General features: G+C 66.2%; 9 protein-coding genes. 8 read left to right on the top strand and 1 reads right to left on the bottom strand.

The features are described 5' to 3' along the window. Positions 1–416: 416 nt before the first annotated feature. The 6 genes from nirB to JY96_RS08490 all read left to right on the top strand — a co-directional run bounded on the left by nirB (position 417) and on the right by JY96_RS08490 (position 9,279). Positions 417–2,939, top strand: coding sequence for a nitrite reductase large subunit NirB (nirB, locus tag JY96_RS08465; protein ID WP_035036600.1), 2,523 nt, complete (start codon positions 417–419; stop codon positions 2,937–2,939). A gap of 51 nt (positions 2,940–2,990) precedes the next feature. After that, positions 2,991–3,338, top strand: coding sequence for a nitrite reductase small subunit NirD (gene nirD, locus JY96_RS08470; protein WP_035036607.1), 348 nt, complete (start codon positions 2,991–2,993; stop codon positions 3,336–3,338). A 71-nt stretch (positions 3,339–3,409) separates the two neighbouring features. Next, positions 3,410–4,696, top strand: a complete 1,287-nt coding sequence (locus tag JY96_RS08475) for a nitrate- and nitrite sensing domain-containing protein (RefSeq protein ID WP_035036610.1) — start codon at positions 3,410–3,412, stop codon at positions 4,694–4,696. 169 nt (positions 4,697–4,865) lie between these two features. Beyond that, complete coding sequence (locus JY96_RS08480; RefSeq protein WP_035036614.1) at positions 4,866–5,678, top strand: formate/nitrite transporter family protein; 813 nt, start codon at positions 4,866–4,868, stop codon at positions 5,676–5,678. A 35-nt stretch (positions 5,679–5,713) separates the two neighbouring features. After that, on the top strand, positions 5,714–7,474 hold the full coding sequence (locus JY96_RS08485) for a bifunctional protein-serine/threonine kinase/phosphatase (protein ID WP_035036615.1): 1,761 nt from the start codon (positions 5,714–5,716) through the stop codon (positions 7,472–7,474). Between the two features lie 116 nt (positions 7,475–7,590). Next, positions 7,591–9,279, top strand: a complete 1,689-nt coding sequence (locus JY96_RS08490; protein ID WP_081961136.1) for an alkaline phosphatase D family protein — start codon at positions 7,591–7,593, stop codon at positions 9,277–9,279. A 27-nt stretch (positions 9,280–9,306) separates the two neighbouring features. On the opposite strand, the gene JY96_RS08495 is transcribed toward JY96_RS08490, so the two are convergent. Then, the gene (locus JY96_RS08495) at positions 9,307–10,419 is read right to left on the bottom strand and encodes an NADH:flavin oxidoreductase/NADH oxidase (protein WP_035036617.1); all 1,113 of its coding nucleotides are present in this window, start codon (positions 10,417–10,419) and stop codon (positions 9,307–9,309) included. A 62-nt stretch (positions 10,420–10,481) separates the two neighbouring features. On the opposite strand from JY96_RS08495, the gene JY96_RS08500 reads away from it, so the two are divergent. Together JY96_RS08500 and JY96_RS08505 are read left to right on the top strand one after the other, a co-directional pair. Then, positions 10,482–11,390, top strand: a complete 909-nt coding sequence (locus JY96_RS08500) for an alpha/beta hydrolase fold domain-containing protein (protein ID WP_161784267.1) — start codon at positions 10,482–10,484, stop codon at positions 11,388–11,390. Positions 11,391–11,543: 153 nt separating this feature from the next. Further along, the gene (locus tag JY96_RS08505; RefSeq protein WP_035036619.1) at positions 11,544–12,551 is read left to right on the top strand and encodes a YeiH family protein; all 1,008 of its coding nucleotides are present in this window, start codon (positions 11,544–11,546) and stop codon (positions 12,549–12,551) included. Positions 12,552–12,655: the final 104 nt, after the last annotated feature.

A 12,655-nucleotide genomic window follows, 5' to 3' on the forward strand; every position in this document is an offset into this window, starting at 1 on the left:
AGTCTCTCGAACGAAATTCAGTGCATCACCTTAGCACCACTTTGCTGTGGCTTCGTGTCAGGCCGCGGTGTCCCGATCACCAGCGGCCAGCACGGACTGAACGCCACTCGTCTGGCGCGAGACAGCGGGATCGCACCGATGCGGTGCGACATGCCCCCCACCCCACCGCGCCACGGCCCGGCGCTGGTGCATTTCCAGCGCTGGCAGCCTGGCACGCATGTTGCATATGTGATGGTGTGCATGCAGGTAAGGTCGCCTCAGTGTGCACACCCCCTCTCCGCTAACGACGGCGGAAATCAGTTGGATGCCTTTGGTCCGTGTGGCCAGGTGCCCGCTCATTTTTTCCCTCTGGCAAACCTGCCGGATTCGAGCCTCGCTCATCCCACCGGTTTGCCTTCGCCGTCGCAGGAGCACACATGAAGATCGTCGTCGTTGGTCATGGCATGGTTGGCCACAAATTCCTTGAAAGCCTGGCTGAGACCGGCTTGAAGGATGCCGAGATCACGGTGCTGTGCGAGGAGCCTCGCCCCGCTTACGACCGGGTCCACCTGTCTGAATACTTCTCGGGCAAGTCGGCCGAAGACCTGTCTGTGGTCGAGCCCGGCTTCTTCGAACGCACCGGCTACAAGCTGCGCCTGGCCGCCAAGGCCGCGGCCATCGAGCGCCGCACCAATACCGTGACCACGGCCGATGGCGAAGAATTGGTCTACGACAAGCTGGTGATGGCCACCGGCTCCGTGCCCTTCGTGCCACCCATCCCGGGCCGCGAGCGCGACAAGTGCTTTGTCTACCGCACCATTGAAGACCTGGATGCCATGAAGGCAGCCGGTGCCAAGGCCAAGAACGGCGTGGTGGTGGGTGGTGGCCTGCTGGGCCTGGAATGCGCCAAGGCCCTGCGCGACATGGGCCTGGACACCCACGTCGTCGAGTTCGCCCCGCGCCTGATGGCCGTGCAGGTGGACGAAGGCGGTGGCCGCATCCTGCGCAACAAGATCGAAGCGCTGGGCGTGCACGTGCACACCAGCCACAGCACCGTGAAGATCGTGGACGGTGCCGAGCACCTGCACCGCATGGTGTTCGAAGACGGCAGCTACCTGGAGACCGACATGATCGTGTTCTCCGCCGGCATCCGCCCGCGTGATGAACTGGCCCGCCAATGCGTGCTGGCCATCGGCCCACGCGGCGGCGTGGTGATCGACGACCACTGCCGCGCCAGCGACCACGATGTCTACGCCATCGGCGAGTGCGCCTCGTGGCACGAGCAGACCTTCGGCCTGGTGGCCCCTGGCTACGACATGGCCCGCATCGCCGCCAAACACATTGCGGGCGACGCACAAGCCAGCTTCACCGGCGCCGACATGAGCACCAAGCTCAAGCTGATGGGCGTGGACGTGGCCTCCATCGGGGACGCCCACGGCAAGACCCCGCACAGCCGCGCCTTCCAGTACATCGACGAGGTCAAGCAGATCTACAAGAAGATCGTTGTCAGCGAAGATGGCCAGAAGCTGCTGGGCGCCGTGCTGGTCGGCAATGCCGATGAATACGGCACCTTGCTGCAGATGGCGCTCAACGGCATCACCCTGCCGGCCGACCCCGAGTTCCTGATCCTGCCGTCCAGCGACGGCAAGGCCAAGCCCGGCCTGGGCCCCGACGCCTTGCCTGACAGCGCCATGATCTGCTCGTGCAACAGCGTGAGCAAAGGCCAGATCTGCGCGGCCGTGGGCGATGGCGCCACCACCATCGCGCAATTGAAGTCCTGCACCAAGGCCGGCGCCACCTGTGGCGGCTGTGTGCCGCTGGTCACGCAGGTCATGAAGGCCGAGATGGGCAAGCGTGGCATGGCCGTGAACAACCATGTGTGCGAGCACTTCCCCTACTCGCGCCAGGAGCTGTACCACCTCATCCGCGTCGGCGAGATCAAGACCTTCGACGACCTGCTGGCCAAGCATGGCAAGGGCCTGGGCTGCGACATCTGCAAGCCCACCGCCGCGTCCATCTTCGCCTCGGTGTGGAACGAGTTCGTGCTCAAGAAGGAGCTGGCCAGCCTGCAAGACAGCAACGACTACTTCCTGGGCAACATCCAGAAGGACGGCAGCTACTCGGTGGTGCCGCGCATGCCCGGTGGCGAGGTGACGCCCGAAGGCCTGATCGCCGTGGGCCAGGTGGCCAAGAAGTACGGCCTGTACACCAAGATCACCGGTGGCCAGCGCGTGGACCTGTTTGGCGCGCGTGTGGAAGAGCTGCCCCTGATCTGGGAAGAGCTGATCGCGGCGGGCTTCGAGTCGGGCCATGCGTATGGCAAGTCGCTGCGCACGGTCAAGAGCTGCGTGGGCTCGACCTGGTGCCGTTATGGCGTGGACGACAGCGTGGGCCTGGCCGTGGAGCTGGAGAACCGCTACAAGGGCCTGCGTGCGCCGCACAAGATCAAGTTTGGTGTGTCGGGCTGCACGCGTGAATGCGCCGAAGCGCAAGGCAAGGACGTGGGCGTGATCGCCACCGAGAAGGGCTGGAACCTGTATGTGTGCGGCAACGGGGGCATGAAGCCCCGCCACGCCGAGCTGATCGCCTCGGACCTGAGCAAGGCCGAGCTGCTCAAGCTGATCGACCGCTTCCTGATGTTCTATGTGCGCACGGCCGACCGCCTGCAGCGCACCAGCACCTGGCGCGACAACCTCGAAGGTGGGCTGGACTACCTCAAGGGCGTGCTGATCCAGGACACGCTGGGCCTGGCCGCCGAACTGGAGGCGCAGATGCAGCACGTGGTGGACACCTACCAGTGCGAATGGAAAACCGCCGTGACCAATCCCGAGGTGCGCCAGCGCTTCCGCTCTTTCGTCAACAGCGATGCCAAGGACGAGCGCATCGTGTTCGTCAAGGAACGCGGCCAGATTCGCCCGGCGCGCCCTGAAGAGCGCGAAACCGCCGATGTCGCCAACTGATGCAAGCCACCGACACCAAGCGCTGTCATCACGCCAAGGAAGGAAACACCAATGAACGCCGTACTGAAACCCGTTGAGGACTGGGTGTCCGTCTGCCCGATCGATGCCATCGTGCCCAACACGGGCGTGTGTGCCCTGGTGGAGGGCCGCCACATCGCGGTCTTCCGCGTCGGGCACAACAAGCTGTTCGCCGTTGACAACCTGGACCCCAAGACCGGCGCCAGCGTGATGTCACGCGGGCTGATCGGCAGCCTGGGTGAGCGCGTGGTGGTGGCCTCGCCGCTGTACAAGCACCACTTTGACCTGCTCACCGGCGAGTGCCTGGAAACGCCGGACTACAGGCTGCAAACGCACGACGTGCGCAATCAAAACGGGCAGGTGCTGGTCGCGCTGAATTGATCTGCTTCATGCGCGGTGAGGCCGCAAATTGCGGACAATGGCGGACCTGTGTCGATGACAACCCCTCTGCCATGCCCCTGTCCGCCTCTCACCTCGTTCTGCGCGCCAAGCAACTGGAGATCGAGGCCATGCGCCACCTGGCCGGGCGCGTCGAGCTGGCCAACGTCATCGGGCAGTTGATCCACGCCTTGCAGCGTGAGCGGGGCGTGACCAGCATCTTCCTGGCCTCGGGCGGCCAGCGCTTCCAGGCCGAACGGCAGGCAGCCGTGGACAAGGCCCAGCCCATCGAGGTGGCGCTGCGCGCGCTGTTCGAGCAACAGATGGCGCCGGAGCAAGGCGCTTCGGCCCGCACCTTGTCGCTGATGGCCTGGGCCCTGCTGGGCCTGGACGCCCTGGCCGATCTGCGCGTGCAGATTGCACAGCGCCAACCTACGGCGCACGAGGCCGTCGCCGCCTTCAGCCGCCTGATTGCCGGCCTGGTCGAGCTGATCTTCCATGTGGCCGATGCGGCGCAGCACCCCGGCATCTCCCGCCTGCTGGTGGCCTTTGTGCACCTGGTGCAAGGCAAGGAGGCCGCGGGCCAGGAACGCGCCGTCGGCGCCCAGCTATTGGCCTCGGGTGCGAACGACGAAGCCGAGCAGCAGCGCATCGTGCACCTGATCGACGCACAAGAGCGCAGCCTGCAGGTGTTCGACGAGTTCGCCGAACCTGCCTTGCGTGCGCGCTGGCAGCAGCTGCAGCTCACGCCCAACATGGCCCAGCTGGAACGCCTGCGCCGCACCTTGTGCATGGCCAAGCCCGGCGCCAGGCTGGACACGAGCCTGAGCGACACCTGGTTCGCGGTGACCAGCGAACGCATCTCTGAAATGGGGCGGCTGCAGGTCGAGCTGGTGCAATGCCTGCGCCAGGCCTGCCAGGCGCAGATCCAGGCGGCAGAGCAGGACCAGCAGGACTCCGAGGGTCTGTTGCAACGGTTGCGCGACAACCCCCCACCCCACAGCGGTGCCGTAGCCCGGTTCTTCAACGCCAGGGAGACCGTTGATGCCGCCCCCGCTCTGCTCACACCCGATCAGCCCTCGGTGTCCTCGCTGGTCGACCTGCTGCAGGCGCAGTCCACGCGCCTGGCCAACATGGAGTCCGAGCTGGAAGCCGCACGCCGCGCCCTGCATGAGCGCAAGGTGATCGAGCGGGCCAAGGGCGCCTTGATGGCCCGCATGGGCCTGACGGAAGAAGCGGCCTTCCGCGCGCTGCAAAAGGCCTCCATGGACCACAACCGCCGGCTGCTGGATGTGGCCGAGGCCACGCTGGCACTGCCCGACTTCGCCTTCGCCCCGCCGGGCAGCACGCACCAGAAATAGGCGGCCAAAAGCAGGCATGGAACCTGCGTACCACTGACGCGTCAGGCTAAAGGCGGCCTGATGACTCGCATACGTGGATAACGGCGTCCCGTCCAGCATCGGCTTCACGCCGATACCTGGGGGTGCGCCGTTTTTGCTTTTCCATCCTCACTCTTCAAAGGAAGTCCGTATGGCCTATCTCGCCCCCAACGAGTTCGTGACCAAAATGGTCGATGCCGGTGAATCCAAGCTGCTGATGTCCACCCGCGACACCATCATCCGCGCCTACATGGCTGGGGCCATCCTGGCCCTCGCCGCCGCCTTTGCGGTCAGCATCACCGTCAACACGGGCAACCCGCTGATCGGCGCCCTGCTCTTCCCGGTCGGCTTTTGCATGCTCTACCTGATGGGCTTCGACCTGCTCACGGGCGTGTTCACGCTGGTGCCGCTGGCCGTGCTGGACAAGCGCCCGGGCGCCACCTGGGGCGGCGTCATGCGCAACTGGTCGCTGGTGTTCCTGGGCAACTTTGCGGGCGCGCTCACGGTGGCCGTGTTCATGGCCATCATCTTCACCTTCGGCTTCAGCGAAGCGCCCAACGCCATCGGCCAGAAGATCGGCCACATCGGCGAAGGCCGCACGGTGGGCTACGCCGCCCATGGTGCCGCCGGCATGCTGACGCTGTTCATCCGCGGCGTGATGTGCAACTGGATGGTGTCCACCGGCGTGGTCGCCGCGATGATGTCGACCTCGGTGTCCGGCAAGGTCATCGGCATGTGGATGCCCATCCTGGTGTTCTTCTACATGGGCTTCGAGCACTCCATCGTCAACATGTTCCTGTTCCCCTCAGGCCTGATGCTGGGCGGCAACTTCACGCTGATGGACTACTTCATCTGGAATGAAATCCCCACGGTGGTCGGCAACCTGGTGGGTGGCCTGACCTTCGTCGGGGCCACGCTCTACTCCACGCACTACAAGACTGCGCCCAAGCGCGTGGCGGCCTGACACCAGGCACCGAAGGCACGGAGCACACCGGGCACATGCGCGCCCCACAGCCCGCGACGCTGCACGTCACGCTCGGCCAGCACTCGCAGGCCGGGCGCAAGGCCGTCAACCAGGACTTCCATGGCGCCACCGTGCCGCAGGGCAGCCAGCTGCGTACCAAGGGCATCGCGCTGGCCCTGGCGGATGGCATCAGCAGCAGCGCGGTCAGCCAGGTGGCCAGCGCCGCGGCGGTGCGCGGCTTCCTGGACGACTACTACAGCACCTCCGAGGCCTGGTCGGTGCGGCGTGCCGCGCAGCGCGTGCTGAATGCCACCAACTCCTGGCTGCATGCCCAGACCCAAAAGAGCGACGCCCGTTTCGACAAGGAGCGAGGCTACGTCTGCACCTTCAGCGCCTTGATCCTCAAAGGGCGTGAGGCCCATCTGCTGCACGTGGGCGACGCGCGCATCTACAAGCTGCACCCGCTTGCGCTGGAGCAACTCACCGAAGACCACCGCGTGCGCCTGTCGTCGGCCGAAACCTATCTGGGTCGTGCCCTGGGTGCCGGCCCTTCTGTGGACATCGACTACCGCTGCTGCCCCACCGACGTGGGCGACATCTACCTGCTGGCCACAGACGGTGCGTATGAACACCTCGATGCGGCGGCCGTGCACACGGCCTTGCAGCAGCACCCAACGGACTTCGACGCGGCTGCGGCCTCGCTCACCGCCATCGCCCTCGAACGGGGCAGCCAGGACAACCTCACGCTTCAGATCGTGCGCATTGATGCCCTGCCCGACGAGCAGGCCTCGCAGCTGCTGGCCCAACGCGAAGGCCTGCGCCTGCCACCCCCCTTGCACGCGCGCATGAGCTTCGAGGGCTACACCATCGTGCGCGAACTGCATGCGAGTTCACGCAGCCATGTGCACCTGGCGGTGGACCAGGCCAGCGGGCAACAAGTGGCGCTCAAGACCCCGTCGGTTGACTTGCAACATGACCCGGCCTACCTCGACCTCTTCCTGCTGGAGGAATGGATCGCGCGCCGGCTCGACAGTGAGCATGTGCTCAAGGCCTGCGTGGCCGAGCGTCCGCGCGAGCACCTCTTCGTGGCCATGGAGTACGTGGAAGGCACCACGCTGGCGCAATGGATGATCGACCACCCCAGGCCAGATCTTGGCAGCGTGCGGCGCATCGTCGAGCAGGTGGCCAAAGGCCTGCAGGCCTTTCACCGCAAGGAGATGCTGCATCAGGATCTGCGCCCGGAGAACCTGATGCTGGACCAGCACGGCACCATCAAGATCATCGACCTGGCCTCCACCCATGTGGCCGGTCTGACCGAAGGCACGGCGCAGGCCCGCCCCCAGGCCATCCTCGGCTCGCTGCAATACACCGCACCGGAATACTTCGTGGGCGGCGTGGGCACCCCGCAATCGGAGCTGTTCTCGCTGGCCGTGATCACCTACCAGTTACTCACGGGCCAGTTGCCCTATGGTTTGCAGGTGACCCAACTGCGCTCGCCAGGCGATCTGCACCGCCTGCGTTATGCCTCGCTCAGCGTGCACCGCCCGGACCTCCCGCCCTGGCTCGATGCCGTGCTGCGTCGGGCGCTTCACCCCCAGATGGGCAAGCGACAAGAGGCCCTGTCGGAGTTCGTGCATGACCTGCACACGCCAGGCGCCCAGTATCAGCAAGACCGTGGACCCGCGCTCATCGAGCGCAACCCGGTGATCTTCTGGAAGACCCTGTCAGCCGTGCTGGCGTTGGCCGTGCTGCTCTTGCTGGGCCTGCGCGTGCTGGGGCATGGCAGCCCTGGCTGACACCGCCAACCGGCTTATGCCTGGCCCCTGCACCGTCAAGCCCCATTCACACAAGCGCTCTAGGCTGCAGCCCTGATCGACCGAGTCCGGTTACCACCATCAGGAGATGCAGTCACATGAGCAAGCAAGACAAGCAGCAACAGGCCTCCCGCCGGGCCTTCCTGTTCAACACCACCGCATCGGCCGCTGCCGGTGTGGCCCTGCCGGCCTTGTTCAAGCCGGGCATGGCCCAAGCCCAGAGCACATCAGCCGGTGCGCCGGCCATCATCACCTCGGACGCCGAGCGCCCCGTGGCTGCACAAGGCCTGCAGCTGGGTGACCCGCGTGGCGACGCCATGATGGTGTGGAGCCGTGCCGACCGCCCTTCGCGCATGCTGGTCGAATACAGCCTGGACGAGTCCTTCAAGAAGGCCACCAGGATCGTGGGCCCGTATGCCCTGGAGACCACCGACTTCACCGCCCGCCAGGACCTCAGCAAGCTGCCCGGTGGCCGCGAGGTCTTCGTGCGCGTCAGCTTCCAGAGTCTGAACAACGACCGCGCCCTGAGCGAGCCCCTCACCACGCGCTTCACCACCCTGCCCTGCTTTGCGTCGGACCTGAGCTGGCTCACCGGTGGACACGGCCGTGGCCGTGCGGGCCAGGACATCCGCTTCCAATGGGGTGGTGACACCGCCGGCCAGGGCTGGGGCATCAACCCCAGCTTCGGCGGCATGAAGATCTACGAAGCCATGCGCCAGCGCGCACCGCACTTCTTCATCCACAGCGGCGACAACATCTATGCGGACGGCCCCATCAAGGAAAGCGTCACCGCTGAAGGTGGCCAGTTGTGGACCAACATCGTCACGCCCGAAGTCAGCAAGGTGGCCGAGACGCTCAACGAATTCCGCGGCCGCTATCGCTACAACCTGCTGGATGACAACCTGCGCCGCTTCAACGCCGAAGTGCCGCAGATCTGGCAATGGGACGACCACGAGGTGTGCAACAACTGGTCGGATTCCAAAGACCTCAGCGGCGACGCCCGCTACACCGAAAAGAACGTGCCCCTGCTGATCGCACGTGGTGCGCGCGCCTTCATGGAATACGCGCCCATGCGCCCCTTCGACGCCACCGAGTCGCAGCGCGTGTACCGCAAGTTCTGCTACGGCCCGCTGCTGGAAGTGTTCGTGCTGGACATGCGCAGCTACCGTGGCGCCAACAGCGCCAACCTGCAGACACAAGCCGGCCCCGAGGCCGCCTTCCTCGGCCGCGAACAGCTCGACTGGCTCAAGCGGAGCCTGGCTTCGTCACGCGCCACATGGAAGGTCATCGCCGCTGACATGCCCATCGGCCTGAACATCGGTGACGGCAAGACGGCACAAGGCCTGGACCGCTGGGAGGCCGTGGCCAACGGCAACAACGGCGCCCCGATGGGCCGCGAGCTGGAGTTCGCCGAGCTGTTCAGCTTCATCAAGAAGCAGCGCGTGCGCAACACTGTGTGGCTCACCGCCGACGTGCACTACTGCGCCGCGCACTACTACGACCCCAACAAGGCCGTCTTCCAGGACTTCGAGCCCTTCTGGGAATTCGTCTCCGGCCCGCTCAATGCCGGCACTTTCGGCCCCAACACGATGGATGGCACCTTCGGCGGGCAAGTGGTCTTCCAGAAGACGCCGCCAGCTGGCCAGGCCAACCTGTCGCCGCTGTCGGGCCTGCAGTTCTTTGGCGAGATCAACATCGACGCCCAGAGCCGCGAGCTGACCGTGGACCTGCGTGACATCCACGGCGACTCGGTCTACAGCAAGACGCTGCAGCCACGCATGGGCTGAGCCAGCGCACTCAGCCCGCGCAAAGGCTCAACGCTGCCCGATGCGCGTTGAGCCGAACAAGGCCTTGTGCTCGGCAGGTTGCGAGCGCCAGTACTGCCTGGGCGCGCTCACCTGCCCGCCCAGTTTGGCCGCCGCGTGCCAGGGCCAGTGCGGGTCGTACAAGATGCCCCGCGCCAGCGCGACCGCATCGGCGCGGCCCTCGGCCACGATGGCTTCGGCCTGCTCTGGCTCGGTGATCAGCCCCACGCCGATCACCGGGATGCCGACCTGCTGGCGCACGGCCTCGGCCAGCGGGATCTGGTAGCCCGGCCCCACCGGGATCTTCTGCCCGGTCACCAGGCCACCGCTGGACACGTGTATGAAGGCACAGCCGAGCGCCTCCAGCGCTTGGGCGAACGCCACGCTTTGTTCGATGTCCCAACCGCCTTCGGCCCAGTCGGTGCCCGAGATGCGCACCCCCACGGGCTTGTCGGCCGGGAAGGCCTCGCGCACCGCGGCGAACACCTCCAGCGGGAAGCGCATGCGGTTGGCCAGCGAGCCTCCGTACTGGTCCTCGCGTTGATTGGACAAGGGCGACAGGAACTGGTGCAGCAAGTAGCCGTGCGCCGCGTGCACCTCGACCAGGTCGAAGCCCAGGCGTGCGGCACGTTGGGCCGCCTGCACAAACGCGTCGCGCACCCGCTGCAAGCCGGCCTCCTCCAGCACCACCGGTGGTGGCTCGTTGAGGCCATGGGCGATCGGCGATGGCGCCACGACCGGCCAGCCGCCCTCATCGGGCAACAGCAGGCTGCCGCCCTCCCAGGGCACGCGGCTGGAGGCCTTGCGCCCTGCGTGCGCCAGCTGGATGCCAAGGGGCATGTCCGAATACCGTCGCACAGCGCCCAGCACCTTGTGCAAGGCGGCCTCGGTCTCGTCCGAATACAAGCCCAGGTCGGCCGGCGAGATGCGGCCGATGGGCTCCACACCCGTGGCCTCGACGATCAACAAGCCCGCACCCGACAGCGCCAGCTGCCCCAGATGGATGGTGTGCCAGTCCGTGGCCTGGCCCTCTTCGGCCGAGTACTGGCACATGGGCGCGATCACGATGCGATTGGGCAACTGCAACTGCCCCAGCTTCAAAGAAGAAAACAGTTTGCTCACGGTGCGGTACTCCTTGGCCGGTGACCTGGTTCATCATGTGCATGGTTCAACTGAAGCGCGCCATGCCCAGCATTCGTCATCACCTGATTGTGGCCTTCCTGCGTTTGACACGCCGCAAAAGGGTCTACGCCACCGTTGAAGGCATGTACGCCGGGGTGGCGCAGGTGCGCCGCGCGGGCCCCGCCCGGCCGAGCCAGCGCCTCCAGAAGCGCGTGCAGGTCACACGGCACCAGGACGGCCCCCACGAGGTCTACACACTGCGCCCTCGGGCGCCTTCAGCGCAGGCGCCGCATCTGCTGTATCTGCACGGCGGCGCCTACATCCGGCCCATCACGCCCTTTCATTGGGACTTGCTGGCCGACCTGGTCGAGCGCACCGGCTGCGTGGCCACGGTGCCCTTGTACCCCCTGGCGCCTGAACACAGCTGCGAGCAGACGCTGGAGATGGTGCTGCGTGTGCACGCGCGCCTGTTTGCGGAGGCCGGCCCATCGCGCCCATCACGCCTGACCATCGCCGGGGACTCGGCGGGTGGTGGCCTGGCCTTGGCCCTGGCGCTGGCCCTGCGCGACCGCGGTCTGCCACCAGCCGACCACCTGGCCTTGATCACCCCCTGGGTGGACGTGGCCCTCACACATCCCCAGATCAAGGACACGGCCCCCACCGACCCCATGCTGGCCGTGCCAGGCGCACAAGAAGCCGGGCGCCGCTATGCGGGCCACTGGCCCATCCATCATCCTTATGTGAGCCCGCTGCATGCCGAGCTGCATGGCCTGCCGCCAACCACCTTGCTGATCGGCACACGCGACATCCTCTGCCATGACGCGCAGGCGCTGGCCGACAAGCTGGTGGCACATGGCACGGCAGTGCAGGTGCACATGGGCGAAGGCATGATCCATGTGTGGCCACTGCTGCCGATTGCCGAGGCGCAACAAGCGCGGGCCGTGCTGGCGCAGGCGATCCGCCCCGGCTAAGCCGGCCCGCCCCACTGGTAGCGCCCTTGCCGGGTATTTCCCCGCCATGTCATGAATAGGTAACTCGCCGTCGCTCAGCGTCAATCGTGCGCTGGAGAAAGTCCGAACAATCTTTCTCCATCCCCACTGTGCCCTTGAGCAAGCGAGCCCTTCATGACCACCCTGTCCATCAGCGCCTGGCCTTCGCAAGGGCGCCTGCTTTTTCCCGGCATGCTGGCCTGCTGCGTGGTGGCGGCGGCGGCCATGTTCCTGTCGCAGCATTACGGTGCCCCCGTGATGCTGTTTGCCTTGCTGCTGGGCATGGCGATGAACTTCCTGTCGGTCGACAGCCCTTGCAAGCCGGGTGTGGAGTTTGCCGCGCGGCAGGTGCTGCGCATCGGCGTGGCGCTGCTGGGCCTGCGCATCACCTTCCATGAGGTGATGGCCCTGGGCTGGCAGCCCATGGCGCTCGTGGTCGTCTCCGTGGCCGTGACGATCGTCGTGGGCATGATCGCAGCCAAGGCCATGGGCTTTCAATCGCTGTTCGGCCTGCTCACGGGCGGCGCCACGGCCATCTGCGGCGCCTCTGCGGCGCTGGCGCTCTCGGCGGCCTTGCCGGCCCACCCGGGCAAGGAGCGCGCCACCTTGTTCACTGTAATCGGCGTGAGCGCCCTGTCCACGCTGGCCATGATCGCCTACCCCATGCTGGTCAAGATGCTGGGCATGGACCCGCGCACCGCCGGCATCTTCCTGGGCGGCACGATTCACGATGTGGCGCAAGTGGTGGGGGCTGGCTACAGCCTGTCGCACGAGACGGGTGACATCGCCACCATGGTCAAGCTGATGCGCGTGGCCATGCTGCTGCCGGTCATCGTGGTGGCCACGTCCATCACGCGCGCCCGGGGCGACGGTGAATCGGTTCGCCCGCCTTTGCTGCCCTGGTTTGCGGTGGCTTTTGCCGTGCTGGTGGCCATCAACAGCACCGGCTTGGTCCCAGCGCCGGTTCAAGGCCTGGGGCGAGATCTGTCGAGCTGGTGTCTGGTGATCGCGATTGCCGGCATCGGCATCAAGACCCAGCTCAAGGAGCTGGCCAGCGTGGGCCTGCGCCCCATCTTGCTGATGGTGGGCGAGACCGTGTTCCTGGCCGCCCTGGTGCTGTTGGCCCAGCACTGGATGGCGTGAACGCCTGCGAACCCCACGCCCTGGGATTTACCCGCAGTGGCACGTCTCGTTAAGTCCCCGTCACCTCCAGTCAAGCGACGATGCACCTGGCACGCAACACTGGA

Source organism: Aquabacterium sp. NJ1, from assembly GCF_000768065.1.
Classification (GTDB): domain Bacteria; phylum Pseudomonadota; class Gammaproteobacteria; order Burkholderiales; family Burkholderiaceae_C; genus Aquabacterium.